Here is a 16965-nt window from a genome sequence, read left to right as displayed (position 1 = left end):
TTTTTTTAATCACATCGTTAATCAGAGTGCGCCATGTCCGCCGAAAACAGATCTGCTATCGAACATATCCCCGTTACGGATTCTCTCTCCCTGCGCGCGGTTGACGAGCGTCACGTGCCGGAACTGCATCAGCTGGTGATGAAAAACCAGCGCTGGCTTCAGCAGTCGCTGAGCTGGCCCGCTGAGGTGACTCACGAAGAGGAGACCCGCCGCCACGTGCAGGGCAACGTGATGCTCCACCAGCGCGGCTATGCCAAGATGTTTTTGCTCTTTCTGCAGGAGGAGATTGTCGGCGTACTGTCGTTCAATCAGATAGAGCCAATCAACAAGACCGCTTACATTGGCTACTGGATTGATGAAAGCCATCAGGGGCAGGGGCTGCTTTCGCAGGCCCTGCAGGCGCTGATGGACTATTTTGCCCGCAGCGGTACGGTCCGCCGCTTTGTGATTAAGTGTCGGGTGGCGAACCACAAAAGCAATCAGGTGGCCCTGCGTAACGGTTTTAGCCTCGAAGGGTGCCTCAGGCAGGCTGAGTATCTCAATGGTTCGTATGATGATCAGAATATCTACGGACGCATTATTGATGAATTCCCGGGGCGCGGCTGACGCTTTACCCGGGCGACAGGACGCACGGCCAGGTAGCCCGGGCAAGGCGCGTAGAGCGCCGCCCCCGGGAACAGAGCAGGGGCCGGAGGCTGAAAACCCCGCAGCCGGGCACAAAGGTTAAAGAAAGCCGACAATGGGCGTGCGGGTATAATGTTCGTCGCCGTTAATGACCTTCGCGCCCCGGATAGAAATGGCGTCTCCCGCGCTGGCTTCGATGCGTGCTTCATCGCCGATAGTGACCTGATGCTCGATCACCACATCGCCGCAAATCACCGTATGGCCTTCAATTAACACACTATCGTCCAGCAGAATCGGCCCGCCCCGCAGGTGCGCATGGCCGCCTACCATCACCCGATGCTTCAGCAGGCAGTTGCCTTCGACCACAGCGTGCTCCGCCACCTGCGAACTGTAGCGCAGGGTCGGGATAGCGTCTGCTTCCCGCCCGGCGATAATCCTCGCATGGCCATAAACGCGGGCGTTATCGCAGATCCAGACGTCGTTCTCTTCATTACCTTCGAGTCGCGCATGATCGAAAATTTCCGCCCGGTGCTCGACAAAAGCGTGTTCGACAAACGCATCGCCGTAAATTTGTGCCTGGTGAACGACGCGCGATGCGCTGACCGTGGCCCGCTGATAAATGCGCAGGATTTTATCGTTGTCGGCAGTCAGACCTTGAGCGGCGATAATTAAACAGTGGGGGAGGATCCGCGCGTGGTCGGCCAGGTGGCAGCACCCGCGAATGTGCGAGTGTGAAACGGTGACGTTGTCACCTATTTGCGCATTATGGCTCACTGCGGCGCTATCCAGACAAGCGTTACCGTTGACGATGGCCCCATGGCTGATAATGCACTCGCCGGTTAAGCGCGCATTGCCCTCAATTTTTGCCCCGGCAAATACGGCGCTATTAGGATCATAAATCCAGCACGCGCCCTCGTGGCTAAGGGCTGCTTCATCGTCCAGCCAGCCGCCTTCATCACCGCTTTTTACGTCAGCGAAATCACGTAAGGCGACAATTTGCCGCAGATTTACGCTATGTTTGTTGCCGTCGGCCTCATAGTGAAACTGGCGAACCTTCTCGCTGAGGTAATATTTGCGCATCTGACTATCTCATTACGTATGGTTAACATAAACATAGCAAAAAACTCCGTAGCGCGTTTTTGAAGGTTCCTTTAAAATGCAACTTAATATAATTTTAAATTTTAAACAAAATGAATAAAACGCAGCGCGCGAGCCGGGTGCTGAATCTTCCGGCGGGCTATTTTGGTATGGTACTGGGCATTATCGGCATGGGCTTCGCCTGGCGCTACGCCAGCACCATCTGGCCGGTGAGCCGGGTCGTCGGTGACGCCCTGGTGATCGCGGCTACGCTCATCTGGCTACTGCTGGCGCTGGCATTTATTACCCGGGCGGTCCGTTTCCCGCACAGCGTACTGCAGGAGATGCGACATCCGGTGGCCAGCAGTTTTGTCAGCCTGTTTCCGGCGACCACCATGCTGGTCGCCATCGGCTTTGTTCCCTGGCTGCGGCCGCTGTCGCTGGTATTATTCGCGATTGGGGTGGTGCTGCAGCTGAGCTATTCGGCATGGCAGAGCGCCGGATTATGGCGGGGGAAACATCCCGGCGAGGCAACTACGCCGGGTCTCTATCTACCGACGGTGGCGAATAACTTTATCAGCGCCATGGCCTGCGGCGCGTTGGGCTTTAACGACGCCGGACTGGTGTTTCTTGGCGCCGGGATCTTCTCCTGGCTAAGCCTGGAGCCGGTTATCCTGCAGCGCCTGCGCAGCGATGGCGAACTGCCGACGGCGATGCGGACTTCGCTCGGCATTCAGCTGGCGCCGGCGCTGGTGGCGTGCAGCGCCTGGCTGAGCGTAAACGGCGGCGAGGCGGATACCTTCGCTAAGCTGCTGTTCGGCTATGGTCTGCTCCAGCTGCTGTTTATGCTGCGGCTGATGCCCTGGTATCTACGCCAGCCGTTTAACGCCTCTTTCTGGAGCTTCTCATTTGGCATCTCCGCGCTGGCGACGACCGGGCTGCATCTCGGTCATCAGCATCCGGGCGGCTTTTTCCATACTCTGGCGTTCCCGCTGTTTCTGTTTACCAATCTGATCGTCGGCCTGCTGCTGGTTCGTACCTTCTTGCTGCTGGTGCGCGGTAAACTGCTTATTCGCGTTGAACGCGACGCATTATTAAAAAATAAGGATTAATCATGACGCTTCGTGACGAAAACTACTTTACCGATAAATACGGCATGACCCGCACCCATTCGGAGGTGCTGCACGCCGCCACGCTGATCGCCCCGGGCAGGGCGCTGGATCTGGGCTGCGGCAACGGTCGCAATAGCTTGTATCTGGCAGCCAACGGGTTTGATGTTACCGCGTGGGACAAAAACCCTGCCAGCATCGGTAATCTTGAGAGCATTCGTCAGGCGGAAGGGCTGGAGAATCTGCGGACGGCGATTAAGGATCTTAACGCCCTGAGCTTTGATGGCGAGTATGACTTTATTCTTTCCACCGTGGTGATGATGTTCCTTGATGCACAGACCATCCCGGGTCTTATCGCCAATATGCAACGCTGTACCAAACCCGGCGGCTACAATCTGATCGTTGCCGCTATGGATACCGACGATTATCCGTGCACCGTTGGCTTCCCGTTCGCCTTTAAACCGGGTGAACTTAGCCACTACTACCAGGGCTGGGCGTTCCTCAAGTACAACGAAGACGTCGGAGAACTCCACCGCACCGACGCCAACGGCAATCGCATCAAGCTGCGTTTCGCCACCATGCTGGCGCGCAAACCGGCCTAACGCGCGGCTAACAGGCAGAGCTGGAACGCGGTCTGATAAGAGGCTTCAAAGGCGCGCAGCGGCAGAAATTCAAACTTCGAGTGGAAGTTATGCGCGCCGGTGAAGAAGTTTGGCGTTAACACCCCTTTTGCCGACAGGGCCGCGCCGTCGGTGCCGCCGCGCATCGGCGTTGGTTTCGGCGTAATGCCTAAGCTTTCCATTGCTTCGAACATCAGATCAATCGCGCGGCGATCTTCGCCAATCGCATTGCTAATGTTGCTGTAGGTATCGCTGACGTGAAATTCCACCTTACCGGTTGGATACTGCGCGGCGATTTTTTGCGCCACTTCGCCGATCTGCTGCTTGCGGCGATTAAAGCTGGCGAGATCGAAGTCGCGGATGCTGGCCTGCAGTAGGGTGCTATTTTGATCGCCCTGGATGCCGTTAAACCACACGTAGCCTTCGCGTCCGGCCGTATATTCCGGCGTTTGCTGGCGATCGAAATGGCTCATGTAATCGGTGGCCATCAGCAGCGGGTTCACCAGTACGCCCTTTGATGACATCGGATGGGCCGTGACGCCGGTAAAACGGATCTCCGCGGCGGCGGCGTTAAAGTTCTCATAGACGATTTCGCCGAGCTCGCAGCAGTCGATGGTCCACGCAAAATCGACGGCAAAGCGCGAGAGGTCCAGCGCTTTCGCTCCCCGCAGACCCACTTCTTCATCCGGCACAAAGGCCACCACGATATCGCCGTGGCGATGCTCCGCCGTGAGGTTTTCCAGCACCGTCATCACCACCGTGACGGCGGATTTGTTATCCGCCCCGAGCACGCTGGTACCGTCGCTAAAAATAATCTCTTCATCGGGATAAGCGAGGATTTCCGGATGCTCGACGACGCGCAGCCAGATATCTTTCTCGCTGTTCAAACAGAGATCTTCACCAGTGAAGCGCAGAATTTGTGGATGAATCTCCGGTGACAAACCAACGTCAACGGTATCGATGTGGGTAATAAAGCCAATCCGCGGCGCGCCTGGGACATTGCCTTTTTTCACCGCCGTCACGGTGGCGTGTTCGTCAATCACAATGTCATCCAGCCCAAGCTGGCGTAGCTCATCCGCAAGGGCCTGCGCCATCGCGTGTTGCCCGGCGGTGGTGGGTAGGGTGGACGCTCGCGGATCGCTTTGGCTGGTTATCGCCAGATAGCGAAAGAAGCGTTGGGTTAATTGACTGGCCAGGGCTGATGACATAGTGATTCCTTCTTTATTCGAGTTTTCAGGTGTTTGCAATCAGGCTTTAGTGTTATGTATGAAAGGGAAAACAACAAGCTATTCATTAGCTGACAAATTAAAAAGGAAAACATATGCAACGCAGATTCACGACGCTTGCTCTGGCGGTAGCGGCCCTGACGGCCAGCTCGGCTATTAGCGCAAAAACGCTGGTCTACTGTTCAGAAGGATCGCCGGAAAACTTTAACCCTCAACTCTATACCTCGGGAACCAGCGTGGATGCCAGCGCGGTACCGGTCTATAACCGGCTGGTTGACTTTAAAGCCGGTACTACGGAATTAGTGCCGAGCCTGGCCGAAAGCTGGGAAGTTAGCGAAGATGGCAAAGTTTATACTTTCCATTTACGTAAAGGCGTTAAATTCCAGAGTAATAAATATTTCAAACCCAGCCGCGATTTAAATGCCGATGATGTTATTTTTTCATTTATGCGGCAAAAAGATCCTCATCATCCTTATCACAATGTCTCCAACGGCAATTATTCTAATTTTGAAAGCCTGGAGTTTGGTCAGTTAATTACCGCAATCGATAAGCCTGATGAATATACGGTGCGTTTTACATTAGCGCATCCTGAAGCACCCTTTGTCGCCGATCTTGCCTGGTATTTTGCCTCTATTTTATCGGCGGAATATGCCGATGCGATGTTAAAAGCCGGCACGCCAGAACGCGTGGACATGGACCCGATTGGCACCGGTCCGTTCAAACTCGCACAGTATCAAAAAGATTCCCGCATTCTCTTCACCGCTTTCCCGGAATACTGGCAGGGGAAAGCCCATATCGATCGCCTGATTTTCAGCATCACGCCGGACGCTTCAGTGCGTTACGCCAAGCTGGAGAAAAACGAGTGCCAGGTAATGCCGTTCCCCAATCCGGCAGACCTGCCGCGAATGAAAGAGAACAACGCGATCAATCTGATGAGCAAAGCGGGCCTCAACACCGGTTTCCTGGCGTTTAATACGCAAAAAGCGCCGCTGGACAACGTCAAGGTGCGCCAAGCCTTAGCGATGGCGATCAATAAACCGGCGATCATTGAAGCGGTCTTCCACGGCACCGGTACGGCGGCGAAAAACCTGCTGCCGCCGGGGGTATGGAGCGCGGATAGCCAGCTTAAAGATTACGAGTATGACCCGCAGAAAGCGAAAGCGCTGCTGGCGGAGTCGGGCGTTTCCGGGCCGATAACCATCGACCTGTGGGCGATGCCGGTGCAGCGTCCTTATAATCCGAACGCCAAACGCATGGCCGAGATGATTCAGGCCGACTGGGCGAAAATCGGCGTGCAAACTAAGATCACAACCTATGAGTGGGGTGAATACTTAAAGCGGGTTAAGGATGGTGAACACCAGGCGGCGCTGATGGGCTGGACCACCGCGACCGGCGACCCGGATAACTTCTTTGGCCCGTTGTTTACCTGCCAGTCGGCAAACGGCGGCTCTAACTCGGCGAAATGGTGCTATCAGCCGTTCGATAACCTCATCGCCGAGGCGAAATCGATAACCGATCGCCAAAAACGCGAGACGCTCTATCTGCAGGCGCAGCAGATGATGCACGACCAGATGCCGGCGGTGATGATTGCCCACTCGACTATTTTTGAACCGGTACGTAAAAACGTTTCTGGTTACGAAATCGACCCCTTCGGCAAGCATATTTTTTATCAGGTTGATATAAAATAAATACGAAAAAACGGCCCGCCGGCAGCGGCGGGTTTATTTTTTTACGCTACTTGACGTACCACCACTTTTGCCACAAAACTTACCCCTGTCTTTTGCTATAACACTTGCCGATAGATGGTATTCACAGGGATCAACCTATATGCGTACTCAGTTATTTTTTAAGGTCGCCGCGCTGGCTGGCCTGTTAGCCTTGGCCGGTTGTTCATCAAAACTGGCTAAACCTGAACAATATTCCGGTTTTTTAAAAGATTACTCTGGTCTAAAAGAAACCACCTCCGCTTCCGGTAAACCGGAGCTGCGCTGGATTTCTGCGGATTACAATCCGAACAACTATGACAATATCGTTTATAACCCCATCACCTATTATCCGGTCCCTAAACCGACAACCCAGGTTGGCGAAAAGGCGCTCAGCGATATCCTGAATTACACCAACAAAGAGATGAAACAGGCTATTTCCGAGCGTAAACCGCTGGCTACCACCGCAGGGAAACGCAGCCTGATCTTCCGCGGCGCCATCACCGGCGTGGATTCCAGCAAAGAAGGCCTGCAGTTCTACGAAGTGATTCCGGTGGCGATGATTATCGCCGGTACCCAGGCGGCAACCGGTCACCGTACCATGGACACCAACCTGTTCTTTGAAGGTGAGCTGATTGACGCGGCGACCAAAAAGCCGGTTATCAAAGTGGTCCGTAAGGGCGAAGGTAAAAACCTGTCCAACGAAAATACGCCGCTCACCGTCGAGACCCTGAAGCAGGTGATCGATGATATGGCGATTGACGCGGTGAAATTCGACCCTAATAACCGTTAATCAGGCGTATCCGTGAATAAAGGCGCTAGTGGTTGATAGCGCCTTTTTCATTTCTCCTCGACGGCAGCGCGAACGTCAGCAGCGATCCGAGCGAACTCAGGCCAGCCTGCGCCGCAGCAGCCACTGCTCCGGGCGAGCAAACATCACCAGATTGCCGAGCAGAATCAGCGCTAACCCGGCGACGGCGTTGCTATGCCAGACGTAGCCCTCATAAAAGGTGGAAATCGTCAGCGCGACGAGCGGAAATAACAGGGTACTGTAGGCGGCTTTGCTGGCGCCGATTCGCCCCACTAGCGTGAAATAGGCGCCGAAAGCGATCACCGAGCCAAACACCGCCAGATACAGCAGCGCGCCCATATAGCTTAGCGTCCACTGCGGGGCAAAACTATCGCCGCGTACCAGGGCGATAGCGCCCATGACCAGCGTGCCGTAAAGCATTGCCCAGCTGTTGGTGGTCAAGGTTTCCAGGCCGCGGCGCTGGTGGCGAAGGCTGAGCATATTGCCGAGCGAAAATCCGTAGGTGCCTAATGCGCTGAGCGCAATACCGAGCAGCAGCGATGCATTGAGGCCGTTGGCCCACAAATCATCCCAGAAGAGCGTTACGATGCCCGCCAGACCCAGCGCGGCGGCCAGCCAGAAACGGCCCGGCGGCTGCTGGCGGAAAAAGAGAAAACTGTTAATCGCGTTAAACAGCACCGCCATGGAGAAGATCACCGACTCCAGCCCGGTATTGATATACGCAGCGGCGGTATAGAAGCACCAGAAATTAAAGCAGAAGACGCAGCAGCCCTGCAGCAGGCAGAAAAGATGGTCCCGGGCGGCCAGCGGGCGAAGACGGCGGGTAACCAGCAGAATGGTCAGCATGGTGATGCTGGCGACGGCAAAACGCCAGAAAATAGACACCGGCGCGGCGACCGGCCCCTGCTGCAAAAAGATAGCAATCCATGTCGTACCCCAGATAACGACGACTAACCCGTAGAGTAATGCGTTCAAAATGTCTCTCCTGTGAGTGTTGTACCCGTCATTTTGCAGCCTCGCCATGCTCCGCGCTGTCATCCACGTGTTGCCGACTTGCAAATTCTTGCGCTTATTTTGCGTTGGCGGCGGGCGAAAGCTGGTATCCGTCAGCGACTCTTCTTAGACTAGGGATCTGCGGAAACTGAACTGTGAAGGCTATGGCTTACGGGACTTTCGAAACATTGCGTCAAAAAAATGCCGTGCTGCGGGAGACGGTTAAGCTCAACTCCGGGATTCAGCTGGCGGCGTGGTATAACAATCTCGATACCATAACGGTACAAAGCGATCACCACACTCTGAGCCTGTATATTGCCGATGGCTACGAAAGCTACCAGAAGACGCCACATGGCTGGAAAAACGGCGGCGGGCCCGACCGTTTCTGCCTGATGCCGAAAGGCGATGAGAGCACATGGGATATTCGCGGCGACCTCTCTTTTGTCCACCTTTACTGCACCGATGAACATCTCCGCCGGGTAGGCGAGCAGATTTGGGACCGTAGTCCGGCTTCGTTCACGCTGCAGGAAAAAACCTTTTCCAGCGATGACAAAATTACCGCTGTCTATCGCCAGTTTCTGCTGGACAACGACTGGCAGCAGCAGGCGAACCACCTTACGTTGAGTTCCGCCAGCACGCTGCTGCTCACGCACTTGATTCAGCATTATTCAAACGTTCAGTGGCGTTTGCCGACGGTGACCGGCGGCCTGGCGCCGCACGTCTTGCGTAATCTGCTGGCATGGATTGAGGAGAGCCTCGACCGGCCGCTCACCCTTGCCGATCTGGCGCAGGAAGCGGCGCTCAGCGAATACCATTTTGCGCGGATGTTCCGCCAGTCAATGAAAATGGCGCCGCATCAGTACGTGATGCAGCGCCGGATGGTTAAAGCGCAGGCGCTCATTACCCGCAGTCTGCTGCCGTTAACCGATATTGCTATGGCCTGCGGTTTTAGCAGCGCCAGCCACTTTAGCAATCGGGTAAAAAGCGCCACCGGCCTGACGCCCTCGCAGCTACGCGCGGCGCAGCGCTGACAGTAAAACGTAGCTGACGCCGCCGAGAACCAGCCCCCAAAAAGCAGAGCCGATACCGGCCAGCTCCACGCCGCTGGCGGTGACCAGAAAAGTCACCACCGCGGCATCGCGTTCACGCTCATGATTGAGCGCCTGAAACAGGCTGGCGCCGATGGTGCCCAGCAGCGCCAGTCCGGCAAGCATCTGGATCCATGCCGCCGGCAGCGCCGACATCAACGAAGTGATGGAGCCGCCGAAGATTCCCGCCAGCAGATAAAAAACGCCCGCCGCCGCCGCCGCGAGCCAGCGCTTTTGCGGGTCCGGATGGGCTTCCGGGCTTTGGCAAATCGCGGCCGTAATCGCGGCGATACAGATCGAGTAGACGCCAAACGGCGACAGCAGCAGCGCCAGACCGCCGGTCGCCACGATCAGCGATGAAGCCGGAACCCGATAGCCCGAAGCCTGCAGGGTAGCAAAGCCGGGGGCATTCTGCGAAGCCATGGTAACAAGGAAAAAGGGTACGCCGACGCTAAGCAGCAGCGCGGGCGTAAATTCAGGAGCGATAAAAGCGGGGGCGACAAAGCGCCAGCTGATTTGTGACGCTGTCACATCTCCGCTGAGGGCGGCCACCGCGCTTCCCGCCAGCAGGGCGGTCACCACGGCAAATCGGGGAAGGCAGACTTTGCATATCAGCCAGGCGGCTAACATGCTGCCGCATAGCAGCAGATTGCCCTGCAGGCTGGAGAAAGCCTGCATACCAAAACGCAGCAAAATACCGGCCAGCATCGCCGCCGCCAGCGAATGGGGAATGATTTTCATCAGCCGGGCAAACAGACCGGTTACGCCGCACAGTACGATTAAGCCGTTAGCAAAGATAAACACGCCAATCGCCTGCGCCAGCGTGACGCCGTGCAGGCCGCTAACCAGCAGCGCCGCCCCGGGCGTTGACCACGCCGTCAGGATTGGTACCTTTCGCCATAAGGTGAGCGCCAGGGTACTCACACCCATTCCCAGGCCTAAGGCGGTCATCCAGCCGGCGATTTGCGAAGCATCGGCGCCTGCCGCCGCCGCTGCCTGCCAGATAATGGCGGCAGAACTGGCGTAGCCGACTAAGACCGCGACAAAACCGGCAAGCAGAGTCGGAAAAGGCAGAGTAAAAGAGCGCATAAACATTACCTTGTGCGTTATAACGGTTTTTGTAATGTAGCATTGTGCGTTATAGCGCACAACTGGCTTTGTTGTAGTCCCACGGTATGGCTCGTGAGAGGGAGACAGAACAAACGAGGGCATCCGATCTTGACAATACTGAGCGGCACGCAATAGATATCACTGTCAATCAATTACCAAGGAAACAAGCGATCATGGTTACGACCAGAACAGCTAAGGAGGCCGATGCTCCCGGCCTGCTCGTGCTTTTTCAACAGCTCGGCTATCCGACAGATTTAGACAACCTGCAATCCTTATTACGGGAACAAAACCCCTACCGCTACGCGTTGATTGCCCAGGTAAAAGAACGTTTATCCGGGGTGATTGTAGTGAACCTGATTGACCCGATGCATGAAAAAGGACGTTGGGGGTTAATTTCGGCGCTGGTGATTGATGAGTCATGCCGGGGTATGGGAGTGGGGCGAATATTACTTGTGGAAGCCGAACGGATCGCGGCCGCCAGCGGTTGTCGCCAAATTGAACTCTCCAGCAGCGAACGACGGGAACAGGCGCATAAGTTTTATCAGAACAACGGCTATAAAGAAGTCAGAAAACGCTTTTTGAAATCGCTCATATCCTGAATGGCGGATGGTTCTGAAAAACGCATACTAAGTGACCCCCTGTAGAATCAGGTGAATATGCGTATAATTCCTTCAGATATTATTGGGAGGTTGAATGAATATTGCGCAACATCTGTCGGCGACGCTAAAAACGCTGCGCCAGCAGCGCGGCTGGAGCCTGTCGCGCCTGGCGGAAGAAACCGGCGTATCGAAAGCCATGCTGGGCCAGATTGAACGTAACGAATCCAGTCCGACCGTGGCGACGCTGTGGAAAATTGCCACCGGCCTGAACGTACCGTTTTCCGCCTTTATTATCGCCGATGATAGCGCTGAACCAGCCGCCTTCGACCCGCAGCAGCAGGCGATGGTTGTGACGCCTGTTTTTCCCTGGGACCCGGTGCTGCGTTTCTATCACTTCTCCATTACCCTGGCGCCCGGCGCGCTAAGCGAGTCCACGCCGCACGAGGAAGGGGTTATCGAACATGTGGTGGTGATTAGCGGCGTGCTGGATCTGTGCCTGCAGGGCGAGTGGCTGTCGCTGCAGCCAGGGGAAGGGCGGCGTTTCGCCGGTGATTTAGCGCACGCCTACCGCAATAGCGGCGCGCAGACCGCCCATTTCCATTCGCTGATCCACTACCCAAAAGCACAATAAAAAAGCCGCGAGCAAACTCGCGGCCAGGCAAATGACTGAGACAACAAATCACAACGTGACGAGGAAAATCCGGAATACGCGATGACTGTATCCTCAGGCGCTTTTTGTGGGAAATATCTTTTCCTTCAATACTTTGCTGAAAAGTGAAAATTCCCCCTGCGGCGGCGGTGGAAAATGTTTTGGTCTGCGCGCAGTTCTGACTACAATAGCCGCCATTTCGACCCCCTATAATGGATAACGACGAGCGTATGCGCCTGCAAAACCATCATCTTGAACTATTGAGTCCTGCCCGGGATGCCGGGATCGCCCGTGAAGCGATTTTACACGGCGCGGATGCGGTCTATATCGGCGGACCGGGCTTCGGCGCGCGTCACAACGCCAGCAATAGCCTGAGCGACATCGCCGGACTGGTGCCATTTGCTCACCGCTACGGCGCGAAGGTGTTCGTGACCCTGAACACCATTCTTCATGATGATGAACTGGAACCGGCGCAACGTCTGATAACCGATCTGTACGAAACCGGCGTGGACGCGCTGATTGTCCAGGATATGGGCGTGCTGGAGCTGGATATTCCGCCGATTGAGCTGCATGCCAGCACCCAGTGCGATATTCGCAGCGTGGAGAAAGCGAAATTTCTTTCCGATGTCGGCTTCAGCCAAATCGTCCTCGCCCGCGAGCTGAATCTTCAGCAGATCAAAGCGATTTACGATAATACCGACGCGACCATCGAATTCTTTATCCACGGAGCGCTGTGCGTGGCCTATTCCGGTCAGTGCAATATTTCCCATGCTCAGACCGGGCGCAGCGCCAACCGCGGCGACTGCTCGCAGGCCTGCCGTCTGCCCTATACCCTGAAAGATGACCAGGGCCGCGTGGTGGCCTATGAAAAGCATTTGCTGTCGATGAAAGACAACGATCAGACCGCCAACCTGGCCGCGCTGATCGATGCCGGAGTGCGTTCCTTTAAGATTGAGGGACGCTACAAAGACATGAGCTATGTGAAGAATATTACCGCGCATTATCGCCAGATGCTTGACGCCATCATTGAAGATCGCGGCGATCTGGCCCGCTCGTCGTTGGGACGTACGGAGCACTTCTTCATCCCGTCCACGGATAAAACCTTCCATCGCGGCAGCACCGACTATTTTGTCAACGCCCGCAAAGGCGATATCGGCGCGTTTGATTCGCCGAAGTTTATTGGCCTGCCGGTGGGTGAAGTGCTGAAAGTAGGCAAGGATTTTCTCGACGTTGAGGTGAGCGAAGCCCTGACCAACGGCGACGGCCTGAACGTGATGATCAAACGTGAGGTTGTTGGCTTTCGCGCCAACACGGTTGAAAAAACGGGCGAAAATCGCTACCGCGTATGGCCGAACGAGATGCCCGCGGATTTACACAAAGTGCGCCCGCATCAGCCGCTAAACCGCAACCTCGATCATAACTGGCAGCAGGCGCTGCTAAAAACCTCCAGCGAGCGTCGCATCGCGGTGGATATCGAACTGAGCGGTTGGCAGGAACAGCTGGTCTTAACCATGACCAGCGAGGAGGGCGTCAGCGTCACCCATACTCTGGACGGCGATTTTGCCGAAGCGACCCAGGCGGAGAAAGCGCTGACGAATCTGCGCGACGGCCTGGCGAAGCTGGGCCAGACCCTTTACTACTCGCGCAACATGGAAATTAACCTGCCGGGTGCGCTATTCGTGCCGAACAGCCTGTTGAACCAGCTGCGTCGGGAAACCGTAGATATGCTGGATGACGCGCGGCTGAAAGCCGTGGTGCGCGGTTGCCGCAAGCCGGTTTCCGTCCCGCCGCCGGTCTATCCGGAAACGCACCTGTCGTTTCTGGCGAACGTCTACAACCATAAGGCGCGCGAGTTTTACCAGCGTTACGGCGTGCAGCTGATCGATGCCGCCTATGAAGCGCATCAGGAGAAGGGCGATGTGCCGGTCATGATCACTAAGCACTGCCTGCGCTTTGCTTTTAATCTGTGTCCGAAACAGGCTAAAGGGTCGATTAAAAGCTGGAAAGCTACGCCGATGCAGTTGATTCACGGCGATGAAGTGTTGACGCTGAAATTTGACTGCCGCCCCTGCGAAATGCACGTCGTCGGTAAGATAAAAAATCATATCCTTAAAATGCCGCTACCGGGCAGCATCGTGGCGTCCGTCAGCCCGGATGAGCTGATGAAAACCCTGCCGAAACGCAAGGGCGCCTGATGACTGACAGGTCTTAGGGATAGAAGTGCATTTTCGGCTTTCGCGCATTTTGCCAGCGGTGATGTTCGCGCAGATCGGACGCGGCTTCTTCGCTCTGGCTGCGTAGCTCATCGCTATCGGCTTCGTGCTGTAGCTGCTGCTCGAGGCCCTGTACCGGGAAGAAATCGTGTCCGTGCTGGTGGGCCAGCACGTGGCCGGAAAACAGGGCGCACACCAGCAGTAGCGCTGAAACGTATCTTCTGAGCATATCTTTTCCCTTCTGTCGGTGAGTGGGGCTACTATGCCAGGGAGTTGTTGAGCTTATTTCCGCGTTTATCAAAGATGGGAAAAGCCTTTGTCAGCGCTCCCTGACGGATGGCGAAAAAAAGCCCGACGGTGGAGCCGTCGGGCCGACTAAAATAACGTCACGGGCGGCTCAAACCTTCAGCCCGGCGGCCGTCATCAGCAGCCGAAACCCCATGCTCACCGCTCCCAGCGCCAGCACGCTGCCTCCCCACAGCACTATCATCCATACCGCTCGCTTAAGCCATACTCGTTGCATCAGTGATACCCCTCGCCGTGTTGAACTTTGCCGCGAAAAACGTAGTAGCTCCAGAAGGTGTAGCCGAGGATCACCGGCAGAATAAGCAGCGCGCCAACCAGCATAAAGCCCTGGCTTTGCGGCGGCGCGGCGGCCTGCCAGAGGGTAATGTCCGGCGGAATAATATGCGGCCAGATACTGATCCCCAGCCCGCTAAAGCCGAGGAAGATCAGCCCCAGCGTGAGAGTAAAAGGCAGCAGGTGGCTGGCGCTGTTGCGAAGCGTTCGCCAGAGCCAGGCGCCGATCGCCGCCACCAGCAGCGGTACCGGCAGCAGGAAGAATAGGTCAGGCAGGCTAAACCAGCGCCGGGCGATGGCCGGTTGCGCCAGCGGCGTCCAGATGCTGATGGCGACAATGACCGCCAGCAGCGCCAACAGCAAGCCGCGCGCGGTCATGCGCATATTGCGGTGGAGCGCATTTTCGCTTTTCATCACCAGCCAGCTGGCACCCAGCAGCGCGTAGGCAACGCATAGCCCCAGGCCGCAGAACAGGGTAAACGGCGTAAACCAGTCAAACATCCCGCCGCTGAAGCTGCGGCCGTTGACCGGGAAACCGTTGATCACCGCTCCGACCACCATGCCCTGGGTGAAGGTGGCCAGAAGGGAACCGACCATAAAAGCGCGATCCCAGAATGGACGATGCGATGGCGTCGCATTAAAGCGAAATTCAAAGGCAACGCCGCGAAAAATAAGACCGATCAACATCAGGGTGAGCGGGATCGCCAGCGCATCGATAATGACCGCGTAGGCCAGAGGAAATGCGCCAAACAGCCCCGCGCCGCCAAGCACCAGCCAGGTTTCATTGCCGTCCCAGACCGGGGCGACGCTGTTTACCATCACGTCGCGGTCCGCCGTGTCCCGGGTAGTGGTGAATAAAATGCCAATGCCCAGGTCAAAGCCATCCATTACGATATACATCAGGGTGGCGAAGACAATGATAACAAACCAAATAACCGATAAATCGATACCCATTAGCGGAACTCCTTCTGCTGTTCATGGCCCGTAGCGGCGGAGAGTGGACGCGCTGGCGTACCGGAGGCCGGTGGCTGCGCGGTCTGCGGACCTTTGCGAATCAGGCGTAGCATATAGCTGTAGCCGACGCCGAACACCGAACCGTAGACAACGATAAAAGTCAGCAGACTGATCGACATATGCAGGTCGCCGTGAGCGGAGACGGCATCAGCGGTGCGCTGAACGCCATAGACGACCCACGGCTGGCGGCCCACTTCGGTGGTCACCCAGCCCGCCAGAATCGCGATAAGTCCCGAAGGTCCCATCCATAGCGCAAAGCGTAAAAAGGGCCTGCTGTGATAGAGGCGGCCGCGATAGCGTAGCCACAAGGCCAGCGCGCCCAGCAGGATCATCAGCATGCCGAGCCCGGCCATCAGGCGGAAGGACCAGAATACGATGGTGGAGTCAGGGCGATCTTCCGGGGCGAACTCCTTCAGCGCCGGCACCTGCTTATCCAGGCTGTGGGTGAGAATCAGGCTGCCGAGAGCCGGGATCTCCAGGCCATAGCGGGTACGCTCCTGCTGCATATCCGGCCAGCCGAACAGCAGCAGCGGGGTGGGCTCTCCGGGCGCGTTCTCCCAGTGTCCTTCAATGGCGGCGATTTTGGCCGGCTGGTGTTTCAACGTATTCAGCCCGTGCATATCGCCAATCAGCGCCTGAATGGGGGCGACAATCAGCGTCATCCACAGCGCCATGGAGAACATCGCGCGGACGGCGGGGGTATTGTTCCCTCGCAGCAGGTGCCAGGCTGCCGACGCGCCGACGAACAGCGCGCTGCTGAGGAAAGCCGCCACCGACATATGCAGCAGGCGGTAAGGGAAAGACGGGTTAAAAATCACCGCCAGCCAGTCCACCGGCACCACCTGACCATTGACGATCTCAAATCCCTGCGGCGTTTGCATCCAGCTATTAGATGCAAGGATCCAGAAGGTGGAGATAATCGTCCCCAGCGCGACCATACAGGTGGCGAAAAAGTGCAGGCCAGGTCCGACACGGTTCCAGCCGAACAGCATCACGCCGAGGAATCCGGCCTCAAGGAAGAAGGCGGTCAGAACCTCATAGGTCAGCAGCGGGCCGGTAATGCTCCCGGCGAATTCCGAGAATCCGCTCCAGTTGGTACCGAATTGGTAGGCCATCACCAGGCCGGAGACGACCCCCATGCCGAAGTTAACGGCGAAGATTTTTGACCAGAAGTGGTACAGCGAACGCCAGGTCGGGTTTTTGGTTTTTAACCATAAGCCTTCCAGTACCGCCAGGTAGCTGGCTAACCCGATGGTGATGGCGGGGAAGATAATATGAAATGACACGGTGAAAGCGAACTGGATCCGCGCCAGGTGGAATGCATCAAGACCGAACATGCAGAACTCCGCAACAAAATTGACTCAGCGCAATTCTAGGCTTCGTTGATAACGGGTTGCAGGAACAGAAACGCTGTTTTTCCCTATAACAGTTGGGGCCTGTTATGACCTTTTGGCAAAACGCAGAATGGCGCTCTCCCGGTCTGCGCTGCGCTTAGCCGTATATGGACACCTCCCGTTATGCAAGCCATCTCTGCATTTTGTGTAACGGGG

General features: G+C 56.3%; 17 protein-coding genes. 9 read left to right on the top strand and 8 right to left on the bottom strand.

Annotation, left to right across the window (positions count from 1 at the left end; genetic code table 11):
• Positions 1-33 precede the first annotated feature (33 nt).
• Positions 34-606, top strand: a complete 573-nt coding sequence (gene rimL / locus ABLV75_RS19365) for a 50S ribosomal protein L7/L12-serine acetyltransferase (protein ID WP_004101779.1) — start codon at positions 34-36, stop codon at positions 604-606.
• Between the two features lie 117 nt (positions 607-723).
• Here rimL and ydcK read toward each other — a convergent pair whose 3' ends face one another.
• The gene (gene ydcK / locus ABLV75_RS19360) at positions 724-1704 is read right to left on the bottom strand and encodes a YdcK family protein (RefSeq protein ID WP_004101781.1); all 981 of its coding nucleotides are present in this window, start codon (positions 1702-1704) and stop codon (positions 724-726) included.
• A 110-nt stretch (positions 1705-1814) separates the two neighbouring features.
• Here ydcK and tehA point away from each other — a divergent pair, with 110 nt between their 5' ends.
• Together tehA and tehB are read left to right on the top strand one after the other, a co-directional pair.
• Positions 1815-2813 (top strand): dicarboxylate transporter/tellurite-resistance protein TehA, encoded by a 999-nt coding sequence (gene tehA / locus ABLV75_RS19355; protein WP_004101783.1) that lies wholly within the window; start codon positions 1815-1817, stop codon positions 2811-2813.
• 2 nt (positions 2814-2815) lie between these two features.
• A complete protein-coding gene (gene tehB / locus ABLV75_RS19350; RefSeq protein ID WP_004101785.1) occupies positions 2816-3412 on the top strand; it encodes a tellurite resistance methyltransferase TehB in 597 nt (198 codons plus the stop codon).
• Here tehB and pepT read toward each other — a convergent pair.
• Entirely contained in the window at positions 3409-4638 is a 1230-nt protein-coding gene (gene pepT / locus ABLV75_RS19345; RefSeq protein WP_004101787.1) for a peptidase T, read from the bottom strand. The genes tehB and pepT overlap by 4 nt on opposite strands.
• A gap of 113 nt (positions 4639-4751) precedes the next feature.
• Between pepT and ABLV75_RS19340 the strand changes: the two genes are divergently transcribed.
• Together ABLV75_RS19340 and ABLV75_RS19335 are read left to right on the top strand one after the other, a co-directional pair.
• The gene (locus ABLV75_RS19340; RefSeq protein ID WP_004101789.1) at positions 4752-6344 is read left to right on the top strand and encodes an ABC transporter substrate-binding protein; all 1593 of its coding nucleotides are present in this window, start codon (positions 4752-4754) and stop codon (positions 6342-6344) included.
• A gap of 139 nt (positions 6345-6483) precedes the next feature.
• Positions 6484-7152 (top strand): DUF3313 domain-containing protein, encoded by a 669-nt coding sequence (locus ABLV75_RS19335; RefSeq protein WP_032728184.1) that lies wholly within the window; start codon positions 6484-6486, stop codon positions 7150-7152.
• A 96-nt stretch (positions 7153-7248) separates the two neighbouring features.
• On the opposite strand, the gene ABLV75_RS19330 is transcribed toward ABLV75_RS19335, so the two are convergent.
• Positions 7249-8145, bottom strand: a complete 897-nt coding sequence (locus ABLV75_RS19330; protein ID WP_004101793.1) for a DMT family transporter — start codon at positions 8143-8145, stop codon at positions 7249-7251.
• A 182-nt stretch (positions 8146-8327) separates the two neighbouring features.
• Here ABLV75_RS19330 and ABLV75_RS19325 point away from each other — a divergent pair, with 182 nt between their 5' ends.
• Positions 8328-9194 carry an AraC family transcriptional regulator gene (locus ABLV75_RS19325; RefSeq protein WP_004101795.1) on the top strand — a complete coding sequence of 289 codons (867 nt, stop codon included), beginning with the start codon at positions 8328-8330 and terminating at the stop codon, positions 9192-9194.
• Here the strand turns inward: ABLV75_RS19325 and ABLV75_RS19320 are convergent.
• The gene (locus tag ABLV75_RS19320) at positions 9174-10463 is read right to left on the bottom strand and encodes a benzoate/H(+) symporter BenE family transporter (protein WP_264673131.1); all 1290 of its coding nucleotides are present in this window, start codon (positions 10461-10463) and stop codon (positions 9174-9176) included. The two genes, ABLV75_RS19325 and ABLV75_RS19320, sit on opposite strands and share 21 nt — an antisense overlap.
• A gap of 71 nt (positions 10464-10534) precedes the next feature.
• Between ABLV75_RS19320 and ABLV75_RS19315 the strand changes: the two genes are divergently transcribed.
• From ABLV75_RS19315 to ABLV75_RS19305, 3 genes are all read left to right on the top strand, one after another.
• Positions 10535-10960 (top strand): GNAT family N-acetyltransferase, encoded by a 426-nt coding sequence (locus ABLV75_RS19315; RefSeq protein WP_004101800.1) that lies wholly within the window; start codon positions 10535-10537, stop codon positions 10958-10960.
• Between the two features lie 94 nt (positions 10961-11054).
• Positions 11055-11591, top strand: a complete 537-nt coding sequence (locus tag ABLV75_RS19310) for an XRE family transcriptional regulator (RefSeq protein WP_348855112.1) — start codon at positions 11055-11057, stop codon at positions 11589-11591.
• Positions 11592-11839: 248 nt separating this feature from the next.
• Positions 11840-13804, top strand: a complete 1965-nt coding sequence (locus ABLV75_RS19305) for a U32 family peptidase (protein WP_032704666.1) — start codon at positions 11840-11842, stop codon at positions 13802-13804.
• Between the two features lie 13 nt (positions 13805-13817).
• Here the strand turns inward: ABLV75_RS19305 and ABLV75_RS19300 are convergent, their stop codons facing one another.
• From ABLV75_RS19300 to ABLV75_RS19285, 4 genes are all read right to left on the bottom strand, one after another.
• The gene (locus tag ABLV75_RS19300) at positions 13818-14051 is read right to left on the bottom strand and encodes a DUF2554 family protein (protein WP_004101803.1); all 234 of its coding nucleotides are present in this window, start codon (positions 14049-14051) and stop codon (positions 13818-13820) included.
• A gap of 168 nt (positions 14052-14219) precedes the next feature.
• A complete protein-coding gene (locus tag ABLV75_RS19295) occupies positions 14220-14345 on the bottom strand; it encodes a DUF2474 domain-containing protein (protein WP_004101804.1) in 126 nt (41 codons plus the stop codon).
• Positions 14345-15355 carry a cytochrome d ubiquinol oxidase subunit II gene (gene cydB / locus ABLV75_RS19290; RefSeq protein ID WP_004101805.1) on the bottom strand — a complete coding sequence of 337 codons (1011 nt, stop codon included), beginning with the start codon at positions 15353-15355 and terminating at the stop codon, positions 14345-14347. Before cydB ends, ABLV75_RS19295 begins: the two co-directional genes overlap by 1 nt.
• Positions 15355-16752 (bottom strand): cytochrome ubiquinol oxidase subunit I, encoded by a 1398-nt coding sequence (locus ABLV75_RS19285; RefSeq protein ID WP_004101806.1) that lies wholly within the window; start codon positions 16750-16752, stop codon positions 15355-15357. The genes cydB and ABLV75_RS19285 overlap by 1 nt, the downstream gene beginning before the upstream one ends.
• Between the last annotated feature and the right edge of the window lie 213 nt (positions 16753-16965).

Origin of the sequence: Klebsiella sp. CN_Kp066 (genome assembly GCF_040065135.1) — a bacterium.
Lineage (GTDB): Bacteria > Pseudomonadota > Gammaproteobacteria > Enterobacterales > Enterobacteriaceae > Klebsiella > Klebsiella oxytoca.
This window is presented reverse-complemented; position numbering and strand designations above follow the sequence as displayed.